19 protein-coding genes and 1 pseudogene are annotated in these 20,700 nt (G+C 71.9%); 9 read left to right on the forward strand and 11 right to left on the reverse strand.

The window, feature by feature from the left end; translation table 11 throughout:
• Positions 1 to 168 precede the first annotated feature (168 nt).
• Positions 169 to 336, reverse strand: coding sequence for a DUF3117 domain-containing protein (locus Cco03nite_RS09490; RefSeq protein ID WP_120317235.1), 168 nt, complete (start codon positions 334 to 336; stop codon positions 169 to 171).
• A gap of 287 nt (positions 337 to 623) precedes the next feature.
• Here Cco03nite_RS09490 and Cco03nite_RS09495 point away from each other — a divergent pair, with 287 nt between their 5' ends.
• Together Cco03nite_RS09495 and Cco03nite_RS09500 are read left to right on the forward strand one after the other, a co-directional pair.
• A complete protein-coding gene (locus Cco03nite_RS09495; RefSeq protein ID WP_203691232.1) occupies positions 624 to 1,415 on the forward strand; it encodes a PaaX family transcriptional regulator in 792 nt (263 codons plus the stop codon).
• Positions 1,415 to 2,200: an enoyl-CoA hydratase-related protein gene (locus Cco03nite_RS09500; RefSeq protein WP_203691234.1), complete on the forward strand. Its 786-nt coding sequence runs from the start codon at positions 1,415 to 1,417 to the stop codon at positions 2,198 to 2,200. Before Cco03nite_RS09495 ends, Cco03nite_RS09500 begins: the two co-directional genes overlap by 1 nt.
• Before the next feature lie 12 nt (positions 2,201 to 2,212).
• Here Cco03nite_RS09500 and Cco03nite_RS09505 read toward each other — a convergent pair.
• Together Cco03nite_RS09505 and Cco03nite_RS09510 are read right to left on the reverse strand one after the other, a co-directional pair.
• Positions 2,213 to 2,401, reverse strand: a pseudogene (locus tag Cco03nite_RS09505) (hypothetical protein); the annotation flags it as partial.
• 24 nt (positions 2,402 to 2,425) lie between these two features.
• Positions 2,426 to 3,007: a DNA-3-methyladenine glycosylase I gene (locus Cco03nite_RS09510; protein ID WP_203691237.1), complete on the reverse strand. Its 582-nt coding sequence runs from the start codon at positions 3,005 to 3,007 to the stop codon at positions 2,426 to 2,428.
• Positions 3,008 to 3,049: 42 nt separating this feature from the next.
• Between Cco03nite_RS09510 and Cco03nite_RS09515 the strand changes: the two genes are divergently transcribed.
• Entirely contained in the window at positions 3,050 to 3,943 is an 894-nt protein-coding gene (locus Cco03nite_RS09515; protein ID WP_203691238.1) for a sterol desaturase family protein, read from the forward strand.
• Between the two features lie 85 nt (positions 3,944 to 4,028).
• Here the strand turns inward: Cco03nite_RS09515 and Cco03nite_RS09520 are convergent, their stop codons facing one another.
• From Cco03nite_RS09520 to Cco03nite_RS09535, 4 genes are all read right to left on the reverse strand, one after another.
• A complete protein-coding gene (locus Cco03nite_RS09520; RefSeq protein WP_203691239.1) occupies positions 4,029 to 4,631 on the reverse strand; it encodes a Uma2 family endonuclease in 603 nt (200 codons plus the stop codon).
• A 101-nt stretch (positions 4,632 to 4,732) separates the two neighbouring features.
• The gene (locus Cco03nite_RS09525) at positions 4,733 to 5,209 is read right to left on the reverse strand and encodes an SRPBCC family protein (RefSeq protein WP_203691240.1); all 477 of its coding nucleotides are present in this window, start codon (positions 5,207 to 5,209) and stop codon (positions 4,733 to 4,735) included.
• Complete coding sequence (locus Cco03nite_RS09530; RefSeq protein WP_203691241.1) at positions 5,206 to 5,763, reverse strand: DivIVA domain-containing protein; 558 nt, start codon at positions 5,761 to 5,763, stop codon at positions 5,206 to 5,208. Before Cco03nite_RS09530 ends, Cco03nite_RS09525 begins: the two co-directional genes overlap by 4 nt.
• A 140-nt stretch (positions 5,764 to 5,903) precedes the next feature.
• Positions 5,904 to 6,275, reverse strand: coding sequence for an NADH-quinone oxidoreductase subunit A (locus Cco03nite_RS09535; protein WP_203691242.1), 372 nt, complete (start codon positions 6,273 to 6,275; stop codon positions 5,904 to 5,906).
• 81 nt (positions 6,276 to 6,356) lie between these two features.
• Between Cco03nite_RS09535 and Cco03nite_RS09540 the strand changes: the two genes are divergently transcribed.
• The 3 genes from Cco03nite_RS09540 (at position 6,357) to Cco03nite_RS09550 (ending at position 11,225) form a co-directional block, all read left to right on the forward strand.
• Positions 6,357 to 8,111 carry a SigE family RNA polymerase sigma factor gene (locus Cco03nite_RS09540; protein WP_203691243.1) on the forward strand — a complete coding sequence of 585 codons (1,755 nt, stop codon included), beginning with the start codon at positions 6,357 to 6,359 and terminating at the stop codon, positions 8,109 to 8,111.
• A 257-nt stretch (positions 8,112 to 8,368) separates the two neighbouring features.
• Positions 8,369 to 10,201 carry a 2-oxoacid:acceptor oxidoreductase subunit alpha gene (locus Cco03nite_RS09545; RefSeq protein WP_203691330.1) on the forward strand — a complete coding sequence of 611 codons (1,833 nt, stop codon included), beginning with the start codon at positions 8,369 to 8,371 and terminating at the stop codon, positions 10,199 to 10,201.
• Complete coding sequence (locus Cco03nite_RS09550) at positions 10,194 to 11,225, forward strand: 2-oxoacid:ferredoxin oxidoreductase subunit beta (RefSeq protein WP_203691244.1); 1,032 nt, start codon at positions 10,194 to 10,196, stop codon at positions 11,223 to 11,225. Before Cco03nite_RS09545 ends, Cco03nite_RS09550 begins: the two co-directional genes overlap by 8 nt.
• A 63-nt stretch (positions 11,226 to 11,288) precedes the next feature.
• On the opposite strand, the gene Cco03nite_RS09555 is transcribed toward Cco03nite_RS09550, so the two are convergent.
• Entirely contained in the window at positions 11,289 to 12,593 is a 1,305-nt protein-coding gene (locus Cco03nite_RS09555) for a hypothetical protein (protein ID WP_203691245.1), read from the reverse strand.
• 161 nt (positions 12,594 to 12,754) lie between these two features.
• Between Cco03nite_RS09555 and Cco03nite_RS09560 the strand changes: the two genes are divergently transcribed.
• Entirely contained in the window at positions 12,755 to 14,398 is a 1,644-nt protein-coding gene (locus Cco03nite_RS09560) for a glycoside hydrolase family 10-like protein (RefSeq protein ID WP_203691250.1), read from the forward strand.
• Positions 14,399 to 14,483: 85 nt separating this feature from the next.
• On the opposite strand, the gene Cco03nite_RS09565 is transcribed toward Cco03nite_RS09560, so the two are convergent.
• Both Cco03nite_RS09565 and Cco03nite_RS09570 read right to left on the reverse strand, forming a co-directional pair.
• Positions 14,484 to 15,257: a hypothetical protein gene (locus Cco03nite_RS09565; RefSeq protein ID WP_203691252.1), complete on the reverse strand. Its 774-nt coding sequence runs from the start codon at positions 15,255 to 15,257 to the stop codon at positions 14,484 to 14,486.
• Positions 15,254 to 15,754, reverse strand: coding sequence for a SigE family RNA polymerase sigma factor (locus Cco03nite_RS09570; protein WP_239167247.1), 501 nt, complete (start codon positions 15,752 to 15,754; stop codon positions 15,254 to 15,256). The genes Cco03nite_RS09565 and Cco03nite_RS09570 overlap by 4 nt, the downstream gene beginning before the upstream one ends.
• A 196-nt stretch (positions 15,755 to 15,950) precedes the next feature.
• Between Cco03nite_RS09570 and Cco03nite_RS09575 the strand changes: the two genes are divergently transcribed.
• Entirely contained in the window at positions 15,951 to 16,484 is a 534-nt protein-coding gene (locus Cco03nite_RS09575; RefSeq protein WP_203691254.1) for a phospholipase, read from the forward strand.
• Between the two features lie 81 nt (positions 16,485 to 16,565).
• On the opposite strand, the gene Cco03nite_RS09580 is transcribed toward Cco03nite_RS09575, so the two are convergent.
• Positions 16,566 to 19,259, reverse strand: a complete 2,694-nt coding sequence (locus Cco03nite_RS09580; protein ID WP_203691256.1) for an ATP-binding protein — start codon at positions 19,257 to 19,259, stop codon at positions 16,566 to 16,568.
• A 409-nt stretch (positions 19,260 to 19,668) separates the two neighbouring features.
• Here Cco03nite_RS09580 and Cco03nite_RS09585 point away from each other — a divergent pair, with 409 nt between their 5' ends.
• On the forward strand, positions 19,669 to 20,652 hold the full coding sequence (locus Cco03nite_RS09585) for a lytic murein transglycosylase (RefSeq protein ID WP_203691258.1): 984 nt from the start codon (positions 19,669 to 19,671) through the stop codon (positions 20,650 to 20,652).
• Positions 20,653 to 20,700 lie beyond the last annotated feature (48 nt).

A 20,700-nucleotide genomic window follows, 5' to 3' on the forward strand; every position in this document is an offset into this window, starting at 1 on the left:
TAGCGGCGCGCCGCCGCGCGGCATACCGGGGTCCAGGACACGTTCCCGCTGGTCAGGAGTGGGTGATGCAATGGGGGTGTGGTGGCTGCGCGCCACGCCCGGGGCGTGGCACGTGATGCCGGGAGGGATGGGTTGGACGGCCGGGGTGGTGCCCGGCCGGTCCCGATGTCAGCCGACGGCCAGTTTGAGGGCCTCGCCGAGAGCGGTGGCCTCGTCTGGTGTCATCTCCACCACAAGCCGCCCGCCGCCTTCCAGCGGCACGCGCATGACGATTCCCCGGCCCTCTTTGGTGACCTCCAGCGGACCGTCGCCCGTCCGCGGCTTCATCGCCGCCATGTGTGTCTCCCCTCAGACTTGCCAGACCTGCACCCGGGTGGAATGCAAGACTTGGCGGGTCTCCCCGCCTGCTCCGCCGACGAAACCTCGCGACGGCTGCCGATGCAGCCTGCCCGCGACGCGCCGTCTTCGTACGCCGTCCGGCACCGCGTGTGGTTTGGGTGGGGCCACACGAACGGGTGCCGACCAATGATTTTCCCTGATGGACTCCGCTAAGCCCAAACCGGGCCGGTCACGGTGTGACATCATCTCGCCAGCACAGTTCACATCTGTCACAATCACCCCTCATGCAGGCCCGTTCCGCACTCTTCGACCTCTACGGCGATCACCTGCGGCAACGTGGTGGCAGAGCCGCCATCGCGGCCCTGATCCGGCTGCTCGCGCCGCTCGGCATCGCCGCACCGGCGGTACGTACCGCGGTGTCCCGCATGGTGCGACAAGGCTGGCTCGCCCCGGTGCGACTGCCCGCCGGACCGGGTTACCAGCTCACCCCGCGGGCCGTACGCCGCCTCGACGAGGCCGCCGCCCGCATCTACCGGACCGGCCGCAGCTCCTGGGACGGCCATTTCGACCTCCTGGTGATCTCCGCCCCGGAAGCCCGCACCGAGCGCGACCGGCTCGCCGCCGAGCTCGCGTTCCTCGGCTACGGGCGGCTGGAGACCGGGGTCTGGCTCGCCGCCCGGCCCGCGGGCGAGGTCGACCAGTTGCTGGCCGACGCCGGGGTGCGCTTCGAGCGCTTCTCCGCGGCGCACACCGGCGGGGATACCGGCGCCCGCGAGCTGATCATGAGAGCGTGGAACGTGCCGGCCGTGGGCGCCTCGTACGCCGGGTTCGTGGCGCAGCTCACGCCGGTGGTCGGCGCGATCACCCGGCTGACCGACGACCGCACCGCGTACGCGGCCCGGTGCGCCCTGGTGCACGCCTGGCGCGCGTTCCTGTTCCGCGACCCGCAGCTGCCCGCCTCGCTGCTGCCGCCGGACTGGCCGGGCACCGCCGCGGCCGCCTTCTTCGACCGGCAGGCCGCCCGGCTGCGGCCCGCCGCCGACCGTTTCGTCGACCACTGCCTCAGGGAGAGCTGATGTCCGCACCGCTGCTCGTCGACCACGCCGAGGGCGTCGTCACCGTCACCATGAACCGCCCCGACTCCCTCAACTCGCTCGACATCGCGCTCAAGGTGGCGCTGCGGGACACCTTCCTGGAGCTGGCCGACGACCCGAAGTGCCGTGCCGTGGTGCTGGCGGGCGCGGGCCGGGGCTTCTGCGTCGGGCAGGACCTGCGCGAGCACATGTCCGCGATGGGCGGCAAGGCTCCCCTGGACACGGTCGAGAAGCACTACAACCCGCTGGCCCTGGCCCTGGCCGAGCTGCCCAAGCCGGTGATCGCCGCGGTGCGCGGACCGGCCGCGGGCGCGGGCGCGGGTCTGGCCTTCCTGTCCGACCTGCGCGTCGGCGGCCCGTCGACGTCGTTCCTGATGGCCTTCGCCCGGGTGGGCCTGGCCGCCGACACCGCCGTGTCGTGGACCCTGCCCCGGATGGTCGGCGCGGCCAAGGCAGCCGAGCTGCTGCTGCTCGCCGAGCCGGTGAAGGCCGACGAGGCCCGCCGGCTCGGGCTGCTGACCAGGCTGGCCGAGGACGACGACCAGGTGCTGCCGGCGGCGCAGGAGCTGGCGGCCCGGCTGGCGGCCGGCCCGACGGTGGCGTACGGGCAGATCAAGCGCGAGCTGCTGCACGGCGCGACCGGCACCCTGGCCGACGCCCTGCTGGTCGAGCTGGCGGCGCAGCAGCGCTCGGGCGGCACCGCCGACCACCGCGAGTCCACGGACGCCTTCGTCAACAAGCGCACGCCGGTGTTCGAGGGGCGCTAGTCCCGTGGGCCGCTAGTCCTCTTCGGGGTCGAGGGGGGCGACGCCGTCGGTGACGTACGCCGTCATCTGCAGCTCGTCCCCCGCCGGGGAGACGTATGCGGGCAGCTCGTCCGGGCCCAGCTCGGTGACGTACCGCCAGTACTCCCGGACCGCCTCCTCCGCCGACTCGGCCTCGATCGGCAACGCCACACTGACCAGCCACTTCCTGCTCACCCGCTCATCCCATCACAACGCTCGCGCGGCGACGTGGCAGCCCGCCAGGTGATCGTCGACCATGCCCGTGGCCTGCATGAGCGCGTACGCCGTGGTGGGTCCGACGAAACGCAGCCCGCGCTTCTTGAGCGCCTTCGCCATCGCCACGGACTCCGCGGAGGTGGCCGGCACGTCGGCCCGTCCGGCGGGCCGGGGGCGGCTGCCGGGCTCCGGGGCGTACGACCACAGCAGCGCGCTCAGCCCGCCCGGCAGTTCCAGCGCGACCCGCGCGTTGTGCAGCGTCGCCTCGATCTTGGACCGGTTGCGCACGATCCCGGCGTCGTTCAGCAGCCGCTCCACGTCGGCCGGCCCGAACGCGGCGACGCTCTCCAGGTGGAACCCGGCGAACGCGGCCCGGAACGCGGGCCGCTTGCGCAGGATCGTGATCCAGGACAGGCCGGATTGGAACGCCTCCAGGCTCACCCGCTCGAACAATGCGTCGTCGCCGCGCAGCGGCGTGCCCCACTCCTGGTCGTGGTAGACGCGGTACTCCGGCACGCCGGCCGACCACGCGCAGCGTGCCAGCCCGTCCTCGCCGATGATGAGGTCGCTCACCCTCTTGCCCCCTTACGCGAACGCGAATAGCCTTCGGAACCCATGGAGCTCCCGGCCTTCCCACCGGTGGTGCTGTACTCGGTGCCGCTGTTCATTCTGCTCATGGTCCTCGAACGCGTGTCCTACTGGTTCCATCCCGACTCCGACGAGATCGGCTACGGCGGCAAGGACACCGCGACGAGCCTGAGCATGGGCCTGGGCAGCCTCGGTTGGGACGTGCTCTGGGGCATCGGCACCGCCGCGGCCACCAGCGCCGTCTACCTGGCCACTCCGCTGCGCATCGAGTTCCACTGGTGGGCGCTGCCGCTGTTCCTCATCGCGCAGGACCTCTGCTACTACTGGTCGCACCGCGGCCACCACATGATCCGCCTGCTCTGGGCCTCGCACGTGGTGCACCACTCGTCGCAGACGTTCAACCTGTCCACCGCGCTGCGCCAGTCCTGGACCGGATTCACCGGGTTCCTGTTCTACCTGCCGCTGGCCGCGGCCGGGGTCAACCCGGCGATCACCGCCTTCTGCGGCGGCATCAACCTGGTCTACCAGTTCTGGATCCACACCGAGCGCATCGACAAGATGTGGCGGCCGTACGAGTTCGTCTTCAACACCCCGTCGCACCACCGGGTGCACCACGCCTCGCAGGGCGGCTACCTCGACCGCAACTTCGGCGGCATCCTGATCATCTGGGACCGCCTGTTCGGCTCGTTCGCCCCGGAGACCGAGCGCCCGATCTACGGCCTCACCAAGAACATCAAGACCCACAACCCGCTGCGCGTCGCCTACCACGAATACGCCGCCATCTTCCGCGACCTGCGCTCGCGCCGCGTCCGCGAGTGGCTGCCGACCCTGCTCCGCGGCCCCGGCTGGTCCCCGGGCGCAGTGCCCGCCCCGCGGCCCGTCCCCGCCCCGGCCGCCCCACGGGCCGTCCGGATCGAGTGAGGTCCTAGATCGTCTGACTTACCGGGCAATCGTGCGCATCTTGGACGCGCTTTCACCCACCTGCCAGGCAAGTCAGACGATCATGTCAGGAGGGCCTACGGTAGCGGGCTGTCCGCGCAGCCAACGCCGGCAGGTCGATCTCGACCGGCCAGGGCTGCTGCGTGCGGAACACCCCGGACGTGTAGTGCGTCGCGTACCGGTACTTGCCCTCCTCTAGCACCAGTTCCGCGAGCGCGATGGTGTCGGCGTCGGAATCCGGGACGACCACCCAGTAGAACGGAACACCGGCCCGCGCGTACAGCACGCGCTTGACCTCGGTGTCCCGCAGCGCCGACGTCGGCGAGACGACCTCGACGACCAGTTGCACCCCGTCCACGGGAAACGGCGAATCGTCGAGATGCGCGGAGGGGTAGACCACGACATCGGGCCGGGGTTCGTTGTGTTCATCGATGGTGACGGACTGGTCGGTGCCGACCACGTACGCGGTGTCGGGGTTGGCCTCCTCCAGCAACTGTGCGATCCACCGGGCGAACATGTTGTGGCTGCCTGTGGCGGAGGGGGACACGATGATGCTCCCGTCGATCAGCTCGTACCGCGGGCCGTCTTCCGGGAGCGTGTGAAGGTCGGCGACGGTGTAGCCGCGGGCACCAGGCCGCAGCTGCGCGAGCTTGGCGACGGCAGCACTCATCGCGTCCCCTCCGGAAGTCGTGGGAGCCACGGTCAAAGGCTACCGTGACGGCTCACGATAGAAGGTTTCGCTGATAGAAGGTTTCCCCGCTTGGGGTTCACTCACGGCAGGCGGCCGGATTCGACCATCTTCGCGAAGCGCTTCAGGGCCTGCTTGAGGCTGACCTTGGAGCCGGGCCACAGCAGCGGCCAGGCCAGCCGGCCCGCGACGCCGCCGGGCAGGTGGAACCACTCGTGCCAGACCACCTGGGTGCGGTCGCCCGCCATCGGGGTGCACCGCATGACACCCGGGCCGCGCAGCACCTTGCCCTGGTGCACGACCCGCACCTCGTACGGCGGGTCCACTTTGACCACGCGCATCTCGTCGCGCAGCACGGCCGGGCCGGCCACGGTGATCGCCTCGATCACGGTGCCCTCGCCGCCGTCACCCTCGACCACCCGCACCTTGGTCAGCGGGATCCAGTCGCTCTGCCGCTCCCACGCCATGAACGCGGCGAACACCCGCTCCGCGGGCGCGGCCACGATGATCGTCGCGGTGACCTCACCTGCGCCGGGCGCGGTGGGATCGCCTGCCGTCACCGCCGGACCGGCTCGCCGGCCGGCGCCTCGTCCACCACGGCAGTTGCCGGGTCGGTCTCGTGGTCAGCCTCGTCGGCGGGCTGGTCGCCGGTCTCCTCGGCGGTCGCGTCGAGCTCGGCCGGGGCGGCGTCCTCCGTCGCGGCCTCGTCGGCCACGCCGGCGGTCTCCTCGGCCACGGGGGTCGCGGTGACCACGCCCAGCGCGCTGGCACGGGCGCGGGCCAGCGTGTCGGCGTCCTCGACGCGGCCCTCGCGCAGCGCGGTGACCTCGGCTTCGAGCACCTGGATCAGCTCGCTCTTGTAGCCGATGTCGTACGCCAGCCGGCGCAGCGTCTGGTCGACCTGCGCCATGCGGTATCCGCGCCAGGCCGGATCGAACGTCGCCCGGGACACGTCGCCCTCGACGAGCGGGCGGTCGGCGGGCAGCGGAGTGGCTCGCTCGTCCGGTTCGGCCGGCGCCAGACCTGGGTCACCCCCGGTGACCAGCGTCATCACCCCGAACACCACGGCGCCCACGGTGAGCGCGACGACGATCAGCAGCAGCACGTTGCCCATGCCCACGATCGTGGCACGAAGGGCGCTCCAGCGCGACCCTGCCACCCGAGCTGTCCGGCCCGTGGCACGGGATCCGTCCGGCTCATTACCGGCCGGTAGCGCGGCGCTCGGCCGGGCGCGCCCGGGAGTGCGCGACGCGGTCAGAGCCAGCGCAGCGCGTTCTTCCGCCACGCGTAGAGCAGGCCCAATGCCAGCACGGCCACGAACACGGCCATCTCGACGACGACCGCGAGGCCCGCCTTTACATAGACGACCGCCCATGGGAACAGGAAGACCGCCTCGACGGCGAACAGCACGTACAGGTACGCGTAGACGTAATAACGAATCTGCATCTGCGCCCAGCCGCCCTCGACCGGGTCGAGGCCGCACTCGTACGTGTCGAGTTTGCCCTCGGCCGCGCTGGGCCGCGACGGGCGCAGCAGCCGGTTCGCCGTGTACGCCCCACCGATGATCAGCACACCGACGAGCAGCAGCAACGCCACCGTCGCGTACGCGTCGAGGTAACCGTTCACGACCGCAGCCTAACGTCTGGCGGTAACAGTTGGGATTCATGCAACCGGGCGGCGGGGCATCGTGTGTGACCCTGCATGACGATGTCCGTCCCGCCCCCGGCGACGCCCGCGCCGCTGTCGGCCCGCGCGCCGCGACCCGCTGCCCGGCGCGCCCTCGACGCCGCCGACTTCGATGCCTTCTACCAGGCGAACTACGCCGGCACCGTGGCCGTCGCGTTCGGGCTGACCGGCGACCGGGGCGAGGCACAGGACCTCGCGCAGGAGGCGTACTGCCGGGCCTGGCAGCGCTGGGCCGAGATCTCCCGCTACGACAACCCGCCCGCGTGGGTGTACCGGGTGACCGTCAACCTGGCCCGGTCCCGCTGGCGCAACCTGAGGGTGGCCGCCGCGCACCTGGTGCGCCAGCGCCCCACCGACGTGCCGGCGGCGGACCCGGAGCACGTGGCGCTGGTGACCGCGCTGCGCGCGCTGCCGATGGACCAGCGCCAGGCCATCGTGCTGCACCACCTCGTGGACCTGCCGGTCGCCGAGGTGGCGCGGGAGATGGGCGTGCCCGCCGGCACGGTCAAGTCCTGGCTGCACCGCGGGCGCACCGAGCTGGCGGCGCTGCTGGGCGAGCACTCGGGCGGCGGCGAGCCCGTGCCCCCGCAGGACGTGCGGCAGCGCGGGGACCGGCAGCGGCGCCGCCGCCGCGGGGCGATCGCCGCCGCGACGGCGGCCGCCTGCGCGCTGGTCGCGGTGTTCGCGCTGCAGGTGATCCGGTTCGGCGGGCACCAGCCGCCGCCCCCGGCGCAGACCCCGAGCCCGAGCGGGAGCGTGTCCCTGCCGAGCGCGCCGCCGCCCAGCCCGGGACCGGTGCGCCCGGTCGACGCGGGCGACCCGATCCTGGACGTCGACTGGCGCACGGCCGTGGTGACCGTCCCGGCCGCGCCGAAATGCCCGTCCGGGCGGCTGACCTTCCGCGAGGCCGAGGGACGCACGGGCACCCCGGTCATCACCAGTGGCGGCGGCTGGCCGCGGCTGTTCCTGTCCCCCGAGCGGGCCGCCTACGGCGATCTCACCGGGGACGGCACGGCCGAGGCGGTGCTGCACGCCGACTGCCTGTCGGGCGAGGAGGACAGCGGCGACGGCTCGTCGCACCTGCTGGTGGTGGAGCGGGCGGCGAACGGGGCGCTGCGCGCGCTGGGCTGGGCAGGTGAGCGGGGCGCGCTGTTCCGCAGCGTCTGGGTGGCCGATCAGGTGCTCTACACCGAGATGCACCCGTGGCACACCGGCCCGCAGGACTACCGGATGGGCATGGCGTACGGGTTCCGCTGGACCGGCAAGGCGTTCGCCCGGCACGACGTGTCGGCCGGATACCCGCCGGTCCTGCCGACGGTGGAGGGCCGCCGCCTGGACCTGACCGGTATCGCGGACCGGCTGGACTGTGCCGGGCTGCCCGCGCCGGCCGGAGCGGTGCGGCCGGTGTTCAGCGCGGAGGGCATCGCCCCGGACGGCGACCGCGAGTGGAGTCTGATTCCCGGCACTCCGTCCAACGGCCCGCACCTGCCGCGGCTGCTGCCGGACCGGCGGCCGTACCTGGTGCTGCTGGTGGCGTGCGCGCCCGATGACACGCCGCAGGCCTCGACCGACGTCCAGCCCGGCCACAACCTGGTCGTCTTCGACACCGCCGCGGACGGCTGGTTCGCCGTGGCCCGGGTGCCCACCGCGGCCGGGCACACGGTGAGCAGCTGGCAGGTGACCGCCGACGGCCTGCTCGTCTCGTCCGGCCCGGCGGGTGGCGGCCTCAGCGTGGAGCACACCTACGCCTGGAATGGCACATCCTTCGCCGAATAGCCGATGGAATGCCACTCTGTGGGACGGGCAAGTGATATGCGCGACCCGTCCCACCGGAGAGTGTCGCGTTTATCACGTTCCGCATGGTTTCACTGGGGGGGCCGTGTCAACGCTATTCCCTACCTCCGACGTAGGCTGACCTTAATCGAGACGTAACAGCACACCACCCCAGCAGGAGGTCGCGTCCAGTGGCCGAACATCGTGAGGGCGCCGGGCAGGCCGGGCAGCTCAGCGAGCACGGGCATCCCGCCAAGGAGATCCACCAGCTCGACCGGGTGGTGATCCGCTTCGCGGGTGACTCGGGCGACGGCATGCAGCTCACCGGCGACAGGTTCACGTCGGAGACCGCCCAGCTCGGCAACGACATCTCCACGTTGCCGAACTTCCCGGCGGAGATCCGCGCGCCTGCCGGCACGCTGCCCGGCGTGTCGAGCTTCCAGGTCGCCTTCGCCGACTACGACATCCTCACGCCCGGCGACGCGCCGAACGTGCTGGTGGCGATGAACCCGGCGGCGCTCAAGGCGAACATCGCCGACCTGCCCAAGGGCGGCACGATCATCGTCAACACCGACGAGTTCACCAAGCGCAACCTGGCCAAGGTCGGCTACGACAGCAACCCGTTGGAGGACGACTCGCTCGCCGGCTGGGACGTGCACAAGGTCGGGCTGACCAGCATGACCGTGGGCGCGCTGGCCGAGCACCCGGTGAGCAAGAAGGACGCCGAGCGGGCCAAGAACATGTTCGCGCTGGGCCTGCTGAGCTGGCTCTACTCGCGGCCGCACGAGTCCACGATGCACTTCCTGGAGCGCAAGTTCGCCGCCCGCCCCGAGCTGGTCGCCGCGAACAAGGCCGCGTTCAACGCGGGCTGGAACTTCGGCGAGACCACCGAGGGCTTCGCGGTGCGCTACGAGGTGCCGCCGGCGCAGATGGCCCCGGGCAACTACCGCAACATCACCGGCAACACCGCGCTCGCCCTGGGCCTGGTCGCCGCCGGCGTGAAGGCGAAGCTGCCAGTGCTGCTGGGCGCGTACCCGATCACCCCGGCGTCGGACATCCTGCACGAGCTGAGCAAGCACAAGAAGCTCGGCGTGACCACGGTGCAGGCCGAGGACGAGATCGCCGCGATCGGCGTGGCGCTGGGCGCGGCGTACGGCGGCGCGCTGGGCATCACCACCACCAGCGGCCCCGGTGTGGCGCTCAAGGGCGAGACCATCTCGCTCGCGGTGGCCCTGGAGCTGCCGCTGGTGATCGTGGACGTGCAGCGGGCGGGCCCGTCGACCGGCCTGCCGACCAAGACCGAGCAGGCCGACCTGAACATGGCGCTGTTCGGCCGGCACGGCGAGGCGCCCGTCGCGGTGGTGGCCGCGCAGTCCCCGGTGGACTGCTTCCACGCCGCGATCGAGGCCTGCCGGATCGCGCTGAAGTACCGCACCCCGGTCATCCTGCTGTCGGACGGCTACGTCGCCAACGGCTCCGAGCCGTGGCTGCTGCCGGAGATCAGCGAGCTGCCCGACCTGCGCGTCGAGTACGCCAGCGGCCCGAACGGCGAGGACGGCAAGTTCTACCCGTACCTGCGCGACCCGGAGACCATGGCGCGGCCGTGGGCCGTGCCGGGCACGCCGGGGCTGGAGCACCGCATCGGCGGCCTGGAGAAGGCCGACAAGACCGGTGACATCTCCTACGACCCGGCCAACCACGACTTCATGGTGCGCACCCGGGCCGCCCGCATCGAGGCGATCGACGTGCCGGACATCGAGGTCGAGGACCCGTCGGGCGAGGCGAAGGTGCTGGTGCTGGGCTGGGGCTCGACGTACGGCCCGATCGGGGCGGCGTCGCGGGCCCTGCGCCAGCGCGGGGTGAACGTGGCGCAGGCCCACCTGCGGCACCTCAGCCCGCTGCCGAAGAACCTCGGCGAGGTGCTGGCCTCCTACGACAAGGTGGTCATCCCGGAGATGAACCTGGGCCAGCTCGCCCACGTGATCCGGGCGCGCTTCCTGATCGACGTCGTCGGCTACAACCAGGTGCGCGGGCTTCCCTTCACCTCCACCCAGCTGGAGACCATGCTCGAGGAAGTGATCAAGAATGTCTAACGCGGTGCCGGTCCAGCTGTCGGCGAAGGACTTCAAGTCCGACCAGGAGGTGCGCTGGTGCCCGGGTTGCGGTGACTACGCGATCCTGGCCGCGATGCAGACCTTCCTGCCCGAGCTGGGCATCCCTCGCGAGCGCACGGTCTTCGTGTCGGGCATCGGCTGCTCCTCGCGCTTCCCGTACTACCTGAACACGTACGGCATGCACTCGATCCACGGGCGGGCCCCGGCGATCGCCACCGGCCTGTCGGTGTCGCGCCCGGACCTGACCGTGTGGGTGGTGACCGGTGACGGCGACGCGCTGTCCATCGGCGGCAACCACCTGATCCACGCGCTGCGCCGCAACGTGAACATCAAGATCCTGCTGTTCAACAACAAGATCTACGGTCTGACCAAGGGCCAGTACTCGCCCACCAGCGAGATCGGCAAGATCACCAAGTCGACGCCGACGGGCTCCTCGGACGCGCCGTTCAACCCGATCTCGCTGGCGCTGGGCGCGGAGGCCTCGTTCGTCGCCCGCACCATCGACTCCGACCGCAAGCACCTGCAGTCGGTGCTGCGCCAGGCGGCCGAGCACCAGGGTTCGGCGTTCGTGGAGATCTACCAGAACTGCAACATCTTCAACGACGGCGCGTTCGAGGTGCTCAAGGACCCGGAGACGCGCGACGCGTACCTGATCCGCCTGGAGCACGGACAGCCGATCACGTTCGGCAAGGACGGCTCGCACGTCGTCACGCACCCGGCGGGCAGCTTCGGCCTGGCCGTGAGCGAGGCCGGCGCGGTCGACGCGGGCGAGGTGCTGACGCACGACGCGCACGCCGAGGACCCGGCGTACGCGTTCGCGCTGTCCCGGCTGGCCGGACCGGACCTGCGGCACACCCCGGTGGGCGTGTTCCGCTCGGTACGCCGCCCGTCCTACGACGAGCTGGTGCGCAACCAGCTCGACGCGGCGAAGGCGAAGGCCGGCGAGCCCGAGGCCGACCTGGCCGCCCTGCTCAACTCCGGCGACACCTGGACCATCCTGTAACCGGCTGACACGCGAGAACGCCGCCCGCGACCGATCGCGGGCGGCGTTTTCGTCTGCCGTGGTTCAGGACTTCGGCTCGGTCTTCGTCTCCAACTGGCCGCGCTCGCCGGCGAACTTGTCCTTCACGTCGGCGACCTTCTTGTCGAAGTACATGATCGAGCCGACACTGCCCGCGTCGGCCCACACGCAGACCGCCATCGGCGTGTTGTCCGAGGTCATCGCGGCGCACTTGGCCACGCCGCCGAGCGGCCCGGCAGGCACGTCCACCCAGGGCTCGGTCACCTTCGAGGTGCCCGTCACCGCTTTCGTGATCTCGTCCAGCTCCGCCTTCGGGTTCAGCACCGGCAGCGCCGCGGCGAACGCCATGGCCATGTTCTTGCTCTTCACATCCCCGTAGAAGGCCGCGACCGAGTCGGTCACCCCGGGCTCGTCACTGATCATCTGGGCCTTCAGCTCGCCGGCCGCCTTCACCAGGTCGGCCTCGGTGCTCTTCTCCCGGCCGCCGAGCTGCGTCGGCTCCTTCACCGTGATGCTCGCGGCCTGCTCGGCCGTGTTCGCGGCGTCGGCGATGAAGTCCTTGAGGAAGAAGTACCCGCCGCCGGCCCCGCCGCCGCAGAGCACCAGCAGCACCACGAGCGTGATCCACAGGCCCTTGCGGGACTTCTTGTACGGCGGGTCGGGCTCGTAGCGGCGCTTGCTGCGGGGCTCGTGGCCGGCGAACGGGTCGTCGTCGACGCTCACGTCGCCCAGGAAGCCGCCCTGCTGCCCGTACCCGCCCTGCCCCGTGGGCCGGCCGTACGCCGCGGGCTGGCCGTAGGGCTGCTGCTGGGGCTGGCCGCCCTGGGCCGGGTAGCCGGCCTGGCCGTAACCGCCCTGCTGGCCGCCGTACCCACCCTGTGCGCCGTACCCACCCTGCTGTGGATATCCACCCTGGCCGTAACCACCCTGCTGTGGGTAACCGTCGCCATGCTGTGGGTAACCACCGTCCTGGTGACCGTAGCCGCCCTGCTGTGGATAACCGCCCTGGACACCCGGCCCGTCCTGCTGCGAATAGCCGCCTGCCTGCGGATATGCGCTCTGCGCGGGGTATCCGCCATAGCCCTGCTGGGCTTGTCCGCCGCCGTATCCGCCCGATCCGGCGTACCCGCCGTCCTGTGGATAACCTCCGACCGGTGGATAACCCGGCTGCTGTGGATAACCACTGTTCTGCTGGGGATAGCCGTATTGCTGGGGATATGTGCCGTTGGTGCCGGAGGTCGGTGCCGACGGGGGCTGGCCGCGCCCGTCGTCCTCGCCGAGGCGCCGCCACGGGTCTGTCGGGTGACCCTCCGGCTCGTCGCGGCGCGAACCGTAGTCGGAGTAGGACATCTCAGCTCCCCACGCTGTGGCAGGCGACACGCTGTCACCGTCCGCCAGATGGTAGCGGCAGATGAGAAGTCCTCGGGAACCCTACCCATCGAGCCTCTTGCGTTCTTGGCCGGAGAATGAAAGTTTTCTTCGGACTGCACATTGCTACTGGAGGAATTCTCATGCGCATGAGACTGATCGCGGCCGCGGCCGCGACAGCGCTGCTCGGCGCGCTGCTGGTGCCCGGCGGCGCGCAGGCAGACCTGCTGTCCTCCGCGCCGGCGGCCACGCCGGACGCGACGGAGTGCACGCTCAACCCCGCACTGCCCAAGCGGCAGCTGCGGGCGATGTGGATCGCCAGCGTAGTCAACATCGATTGGCCGAGCGCCCCCGGCAAGGCCGAGGAGGAGCTCAAGGCGGAGTACCGCGGCTGGCTCGACCTCGCCCAGCGGCTCAACCACAACGCCGTCGTGGTGCAGATCCGCCCCACCGCGGACGCGTTCTGGCCCTCGCCGTACGAGCCCTGGTCGGAGTGGCTGACCGGCAAGCGCGACAACGTCGGGCCGGGCTGGGACCCGCTGGCCTTCCTGGTCGCCGAGTCGCACGCCCGCAACCTGGAGTTCCACGCCTGGTTCAACCCCTACCGCGTCTCCATGCCGACCAGCGCCAGCGGCCTGGGCGCGGGCACCGACGTCAACAACCTCGCCCCCGGCCACCCGGCCCGGGTGCACCCGGACTGGGCGCTGGCCTACCCGGTCAACGCGGCCGGCAGCCGGCTCTACTACAACCCGGGCATCCCGGAGGTACGCCGGCACGTGCAGGACGCGATGATGCACGCGGTCGAGAACTACGACATCGACGGCGTGCACTTCGACGACTACTTCTACCCGTACCCGGCGGCCGGGCAGGACTTCCCCGACCAGGCCACCTTCGAGCAGTACGGGGCCGGCTTCGCCAGCAAGGCGGACTGGCGGCGCAACAACATCGATCTGCTGGTGCACGAGATGAGCCAGCGCATCAAGGCCGCCAAGCCGTGGGTGAAGTTCGGGGTCAGCCCGTTCGGCATCTGGCGCAACAAGGCCGCCGACCCGCTGGGCTCGGAGACCAACGGCACCCAGTCCTACGACGCCAACTTCGCCGACACCCGCAAGTGGGTCAAGGAGGGCTGGCTGGACTACATCGTGCCGCAGGTCTACTGGAACATCGGGCTGGCCGTGGCCGACTACGCCAAGCTCGTCCCGTGGTGGTCCGACGTGGTCGCGGGCACGAACACGCAGCTCTACATCGGCCAGGCCGACTACAAGATCGCGACGGCCGGGCAGCCGGCCGCGTGGTTCGATCCGGCCGAGATGAGCAGGCACCTCACCTTCAACCGCGACTACCACGTGTCCGGCAACGTGCACTTCAGCGCGGTGCAGGTGCGGGCGAACCGGATCGGCGCCACCGACGTGTACGCCGCCGACCACTACAGCAAGCCGGCCCTGGTGCCGGCCATGCCCCACCTGCCCAGCAAGCCGCTGCTGTTCCCGGTCGTCACCAAGGCCGACCGGAGCGATGCGGGGATCGCGTTGCAGTGGCAGCCGCTGGCCGACGGGGCGGGCCCCTTCGGCCAGGCCGCGTCGTACGCGGTCTACCGCGTGAACGGCCTGCGGATCCTGCCGAGCGCCTGCGACTTCGCCGACGCGACGAACCTGGTCGCGACGACCCGGGGCACGGAGTTCACCGACACCACCGCGGTGCCCGGCCAGCGCTACACCTACTTCGTCACCTCGCTGGACCGGCTCTACAACGAGAGCCTGCCCAGCCCGGCCCGCTTCGTCCCCTGATCCGGGGGTAGAGCACGCACCCCTTCGCGTGCTCGTGAGAAAGGGCGCCCGCCGAGACCCGGTGGGCGCCCTTTCCCGTCCGTCGTCAGAGGTGCAGGGCCGGGTCCACCCCGACGGCCTGCCACAACTCGGTCCACGGCAAGGTGCGCTTCTCCGGGTGCCCGACGAAGAACAGCGTCCCGTCCGGCTTCACGACCTGTACCACCAGGTCGCCGGCCATCACCGCCACGGCCGGTGCGCCGGGCACTCCCGCGCCGCCACCGGGCAGCTTGCGCCCCAGCTCGGGCATCAGCTCCGGCTCCCCCGACGGGTCCTCGGCGGGAACCGCGCCGACGTGGATGCGCACCGCCGTGGTGACCCCGCCGACGGTGAGCTGACCCAGCCAGTCGAAGTTCTCCAGGCGCAGCCGGTGCAGCGCGGAGTCGGCCGGGCAGGCGGCGTCGAAGGTCGCGGCGTCGTACGGGACCAGCCGCGCGGGTGGCGTCGCACCCGGGCTGCACACGTGCATCTGCCGGCGCAGGGTCTCCAGCCCGGTCACCCCGGGCGCCTCCCGGGCGATCGCCGCCTGGAGGACCTCGAGCAGCCGCTGCGCCCGCTCGTCCGGCGTCTCCGCTCTCGTGGACGGCGTGGACACGGCCGCTGAGGCCGCCACCGGCAGCCCCGGCCCGGGTGCCACGGCGCCGAGCAGGCTCACCGCGGACAGCGCCGCGACCGCGGACAGGACCAGCCCGCCCGAGGCGGCCGCGATCCGGCGGCCCCGCTCGGCGCGCCTGCCCCGGTGGACCAGGTCGTCGATGTCGATGGCGGTACGCGGGGCGGTGCCCACGTACTCGTCCAGGGTGTCTCGATAGTCGTTCATAGCCGTCCCTCTGCATTCGCCTCGATTGCCAGGCCACGCAGGGTCTCGAGCCCCCGAGCCGACTGGCTCTTCACGGTTCCCTCGGAGATGCCGAGCAGGTTCGCGGTCTGCTCGACCGACAGGTCGCAGTAGAAGCGCAGCACCACCACCGCCCGCTGGCGCGGGCCCAGCGAGCGCAGCAGCCGGCCGATGCCGGTGCGGTCACCCGGCTCGACCGGTGCGGCCGCGACCTCGGGCAGCTCCGCCTCCGGCCGCTCGCGCCGCCACGGCCGCCGCCGCTCGTCCAGCCAGGCGTTGGTCAGCATGCCGCGCACGTAGGCGTCGACGTTGTCCGCCCGGCGGACCCGCGACCAGGACCGGTAGAGCTTCAGCAGCACCGTCGACACCAGATCGTCGGCGGCGTGCCAGTCGTGGCAGAGCAGGAACGCGATGCGCCGCAGGCTCTCCAGCCGTGCCGCCACGTACTCCCGGTACTCCGGTTCGTCCTCGCGCCTCACGCCGTTCCTTCCCGTCGTCTCCAGGCAGGGGACGTAAGCATCGGGCAGCGGGGTTGCAAGCCCTTGCCGTGCCGGAAAAATCAACACTTCCGAAACATGGGCGCAACGACTACATTCAGCTCCACCGATGCACACCCCAGCGTCGGGCAACCGGCTCGTTGAACCCCTGACGAACCCTATTCGCCGAGGTGAAGCCATGTCCCGCCTGCGCATGCTGCTCGCCCCCGCGGCCGCGATGATCGCCGTTCTCGCGATCGCCTCGCCGGCCGCCGCGGTCACCCCCGCCGAGAAGCTGTCCGTGATGTCGAGCTGGAGCCAGACCAGCGTCAGCAGTTACAACGCGTGGAACAGCGCGCGGCAGAACCAGGGCGCGTGGGCGGCGTACGCCTTCGACTGGAGCACCGACTACTGCTCCAGCAGCCCGGACAATCCGCTCGGCTTCGACTTCAAGCTGTCCTGCCACCGGCACGACTTCAACTACCGCAACTACAAGGCGATGGGCCAGTTCTCGGCGAACAAGGCCCGCATCGACAGCGCGTTCTACGAGGACCTCAAGCGCAAGTGCGCGACGTACAACGTCGTCGTGCGGCCCGCCTGCACCAGCCTCGCCTGGACGTACTACCAGGCCGTCAAGCAGTTCGGCAGCGTCGGCGCGGTGAGCCAGACCGACATCGCCAAGGCGCAGAAGCTGAAGGACGACGCGCTGCGCCGCGTCGCCGAGAACGACTGACCACGCCCGCTCCCGCGGTTCCTGCGCAGGCTTCCCGATCCGTCTCCGGGAAGGCTGCGCAGGACTGCGTTCGGGGCCTGTTCAGGAACCGCTGGGCAGCTCGGCGAAGCGGCTGGAGTCCACCGCGAGATCGGGGTGCTCCACGGCCAGCGCCAGCGACGCCGTCTCCCCCAGCGACATCGCGGCCCCCCGGGCGTACGCCTCGTCGAACACCGGGTCACCGAGCGCGGCCCGGGCCGCCTCCTGCTGCGCGGTCCAGAACGGGGCGAAGATTCCCGGCCCGCAGTGCAGCCGCACCGTCGTCGACTCGGCCGCCCCGAACAGCGTCGCCGCCGTCATCGCGTCCCCGCCCTGCACACACCGCGCCGCCATCGCCTTGACGGCCACGCAGGCACGCCCGTGGAAGCCGTACGCCATGCGCGAGCGCAGCGCCACGGTCAGGTGCTCGTGCGCGGCGACGAGGTCGCCCCGGCGCAGCGCCACCATGCCCAGCAGCAGGTCCAGGGTGCGCCGCCCGCGCTCGGCCGGGCGCAGCTGCTCCAGCTGGCGGGAGGCGGCCAGCAGGGTGGCGGCCTCGTCCAGCGCGCCGCGCAGCCACAGCAGCTCGGCCAGGTTGCACACCGCGAACAGCGCGTCCGGCGCGACGTCGTACCGGGTCGCCCAGGCGAGCACCTCGCGGCAGGCCTGCTCGGCGTCGTCGGGCTTGCCCGCGTCGCGCAGCGCGCCCGAGCGCCCGGCCAGTACCCGGGCCAGCAGGCCCGGATCCCCGGCCCGGCGGCCGGCGGCCTCGGCGCGCCGGCTGAACCGCAGCTCCTCGACGAACTCCCCGTCGACGGCGGCGTGGCCCGAGTGCGCGTGGTAGGCGCGCGCCAGCTCGGCGTCGGGCACCTGCTCACCGGTCTCGGACAGGCGGGCGTACAGCCGGAACAGCCACAGCCGGCCCTCCCGGGCCAGGCCCCGCTCCCGCCACCACTGGTCGAGCCCGCAGGAGATCTGCAGCCCGGAGCGGGCGCTGCCGCCCGTGCCGCACCAGCGCAGCGCGGCGCGCAGCTCCGCGACGAGCGGGTCGATCGAGTACAGCGACAGGGTCACCGGCTGCCCGTCGGGCCCGCGACCGACCGCGTGCAGCGCGCGCAGCGCCCAGGCCACGTGCCGGTCCCGGGCCGCCGCCTCCTCGCCGTGCGCAGCGAGCCGCCGGGCGGCGTACCCCCGGATCGGGTCGAGCATGCGGTAGGTGGTGCCGTGCGCGCCCGGCTCGGCCTGCACCAGCGACTTGTCCACCAGCACGGTGAGCGGGCCGAGCGGGTCGCCGTCCATGAGCGACTCCACCCCGGCCAGGCTGACCGGCCCGGCGAAGACCGACAGCCAGCGCAGCAGCCGCGCCGCGTCGTCCGGCAGGGTGCGGTAGGACCAGGTCACCGTGGCCTGCATGGTGGCGTGCCGGGCGTGCGCACCCGAGTGCGGCGGGCCCGCGTCCAGGGCCTGCAGCGGATCGCTCTCCTCGGCGGTCAGCTCGGCGTGCAGCCGGGCCGCCAGCTCACCGCCGGACAGCACCCGCAGCCGCGCCGCGGCCAGCTCGATCGCCAGCGGCAGCCCGTCCAGGCGGGCCGCCACCCGGGCCAGGTCGGCCAGTTCTGCCGGCTCGACCGCGCGCCCGCCCCGGGCCGCCGCGGTGCGCTCGGCCAGCAGCGTGACCGCGTCGCTGACACCGCCGCCCGCGGCGGGCGCGAGCGACAGCGGCGGGATGCGCCAGACCAGCTCGCCCGCGATGCCCAGCGGTTCCCGGCTGGTCGCCAGCACGGTCACCTCGCGCGCCCCGGCCAGCAGCTGGGCCACCAGCGGCGCGACGACGCCCAGCTGCGCCTCGCAGGTGTCCAGCAGCAGCATCAGCCGGCGGGTCGAGGCGTGCTCGACCAGCGTCTCGACGACCGGGCGGCCCGGCTCCGGGCGCAGCCCCAGCACCGTGGCGACGGTGAAGGCGAGCAGGCCGGGGTCGGTGACGCCGGCGATGTCGACACTCCAGATGCCGTCCGGACAGGACTCGATGAGGTCGTGCGCGACGGCCACCGCCAGCCGCGACTTGCCCGCCCCGCCCGCGCCCACCACGGTCACCAGCCGGTGCGCCGACAGCAGCTCGGCCAGCTCGGCACGCTCCGGATGCCGCCCCACGAACGAGGTCAGCGGGCTGGGCAGGTTGTGCGGCGCGGTGCGTTCGGTGCGCGGGCGCGGGAAGTGCTGCTCCAGGTCGGGTGCGACGAGCTGGAACAGCCGCTCGCGGCCGTCGAAGCCGCGCAGCCGGTGCAGTCCCAGGTCCAGCAGCCAGGCCTGGTCCGGCAGGTGCGACGCGGCCTGCGCGGTCGACGCGGAGAGCAGGATCTGCCCGCCGTGCGCCGCCGCGGCGACCCGGGCCGCGCGGTGCACCTCGGGGCTGGCGTACTCGCCGCCGTGCGGCTGGGCGATTCCGGTGTGGAGCCCCATCCGCACCTTGGGCTGCGCCTGCGGGTCGGACCAGGTGTGGGCTTCGAGTGCGCGCTGCGCGCCGGCGCACGCCTCCACCGCGGTCGAGGCGTCGGCGAAGGCGAAGAAGTAGGAGTCGCCCTCGGTGAACAGTTCCACACCACCGGCCGCCGCGAGCACGGCACGCAGCACCCGCCGGTGCTCGTGGAGCACCGGCCGGTAGCCGTCACCGAGCATCTGGGCCAGTCGGGTCGAGCCCTCGATGTCGGTGAACAAGAACGTCACCTGCCCCCGAGGCAGATGTGTACGCTGCTGCACGCGCGGATAACCTCCGCCCCCCTGGAAGTCGCGGTTCATGCTGCCGTACCCCCACCTGCACAGGACATCGTGAGAACGGGTTGATCGAGCCGTCCGAGGTGTCACCACCCGCAAACGGCGGAGACGATCGGCGCCGTGTCGAGCTTGCAACCGTCGTAACGACGACACCGCAGGGCGGATGTGGGCCGTGAGGTCACAACCGGATCACCCGAGCCGCCGCCGACGGACAGGGCGTGCGCACGACAATGCGGCGCGCGCGAGGCATACTCGACCCGTGCGGGACGGGGAGGACACCACGGAAGCGGCGGCGCGGGCTCGGAAGCCGGCCGCCGAGGATGCTGTCGGCGCGGCGGCGCCGGCGGACGCGGAAACCGTTGCCGCAACAGCGGCCGAGGCCGACGGTGACGCCGTGACCAGGCCGAACGCAGTGACCACGGCGGACACGGTGACCACGTCGGACACTGCGCCCGCGCAGGACACCGCGACCGTCCCGGGCGCCGAGCCGGTGCCCGAGGCGATGCCCGCGATCTCGGTCGGGGCGGCGATGGTGCGGCTGCGGTCGGCGGCGATGGACGCGGGCCGCGTGGTCTGGCGACAGTCGCGCCGCCCGGTCGGCCGGCTCACCACCACGGGCGTCACCCTCGCGCTGCTGGTCGCCGCGGCCGGCGCGTCCGGCGCGCTGCTGATCCCGTCCCTGGTCGGGGCCAAGGCCGCGCCCGCGCCCTCGCCGTCGGTGTCGAGCGAGGCACCCGCGAGCGCGACGCCGAGCCCCAGCTTCGAGCCGACTCCATCGGCCACCGCCGCACCCAGCCCCGCGGCCCGGCCGGCCGCCGCGTTCCACCGCTGGGCCGAGGCCACCTCCGCGAAGGTGAACGTCCCGGTGACGGCCCTGGAGGCGTACGCGTACGCCGAATGGGTGGTGACGTCGACCCGTCCGTCGTGCAAGCTGCGGTGGACCACGCTCGCCGCGATCGGCAAGATCGAATCCGACCACGGCCGCGCCAAGGGCGCGAAGCTCGGCGACGACGCCAAGGCGCTGCCGCCGATCATCGGGCCCGCCCTGGACGGCACCAAGAACACCAAGAAGATCAACGACACCGACGCGGGCCGGCTCGACCTCGACAAGAAGTGGGACCACGCGGTCGGCCCCATGCAGTTCATCCCGACGACGTGGACGACCTACGGGGTGGACGCCGACAACGACCAGCTCACCGACCCGCACGACCTCGACGACTCGGCCCTGGCGGCGGCGTACTACCTCTGCGCGCCGAACAAGGACCTGACCGTCGTGGCCAACTGGAAGTCGGTGGTGCTGTCGTACAACAACGTCGGGGTGTACCTGCAGAAGGTGTACGACACCGCGCAGGCGTACGGTCGCAGTAGTCAGTCCTGATCCACCGGACGTCTCGCACAGTTCAGCGAAACGGCCCATAACACTACC

Source organism: Catellatospora coxensis (assembly GCF_016862635.1).
Classification (GTDB): domain Bacteria; phylum Actinomycetota; class Actinomycetes; order Mycobacteriales; family Micromonosporaceae; genus Catellatospora; species Catellatospora coxensis.

Excerpts from the sequence above, each read along its gene's own strand:
- Cco03nite_RS09490 (WP_120317235.1), bottom strand. The coding sequence starts at position 336 with ATGGCGGCGATGAAGCCGCGGACGGGCGACGGTCCGCTGGAGGTCACC.
- Cco03nite_RS09495 (WP_203691232.1), top strand. The coding sequence starts at position 624 with ATGCAGGCCCGTTCCGCACTCTTCGACCTCTACGGCGATCACCTGCGG.
- Cco03nite_RS09500 (WP_203691234.1), top strand. The coding sequence starts at position 1,415 with ATGTCCGCACCGCTGCTCGTCGACCACGCCGAGGGCGTCGTCACCGTC.
- Cco03nite_RS09515 (WP_203691238.1), top strand. The coding sequence starts at position 3,050 with ATGGAGCTCCCGGCCTTCCCACCGGTGGTGCTGTACTCGGTGCCGCTG.
- Cco03nite_RS09520 (WP_203691239.1), bottom strand. The coding sequence starts at position 4,631 with ATGAGTGCTGCCGTCGCCAAGCTCGCGCAGCTGCGGCCTGGTGCCCGC.
- Cco03nite_RS09530 (WP_203691241.1), bottom strand. The coding sequence starts at position 5,763 with ATGGGCAACGTGCTGCTGCTGATCGTCGTCGCGCTCACCGTGGGCGCC.
- Cco03nite_RS09540 (WP_203691243.1), top strand. The coding sequence starts at position 6,357 with ATGTCCGTCCCGCCCCCGGCGACGCCCGCGCCGCTGTCGGCCCGCGCG.
- Cco03nite_RS09550 (WP_203691244.1), top strand. The coding sequence starts at position 10,194 with ATGTCTAACGCGGTGCCGGTCCAGCTGTCGGCGAAGGACTTCAAGTCC.
- Cco03nite_RS09555 (WP_203691245.1), bottom strand. The coding sequence starts at position 12,593 with ATGTCCTACTCCGACTACGGTTCGCGCCGCGACGAGCCGGAGGGTCAC.
- Cco03nite_RS09560 (WP_203691250.1), top strand. The coding sequence starts at position 12,755 with ATGCGCATGAGACTGATCGCGGCCGCGGCCGCGACAGCGCTGCTCGGC.
- Cco03nite_RS09565 (WP_203691252.1), bottom strand. The coding sequence starts at position 15,257 with ATGAACGACTATCGAGACACCCTGGACGAGTACGTGGGCACCGCCCCG.
- Cco03nite_RS09575 (WP_203691254.1), top strand. The coding sequence starts at position 15,951 with ATGTCCCGCCTGCGCATGCTGCTCGCCCCCGCGGCCGCGATGATCGCC.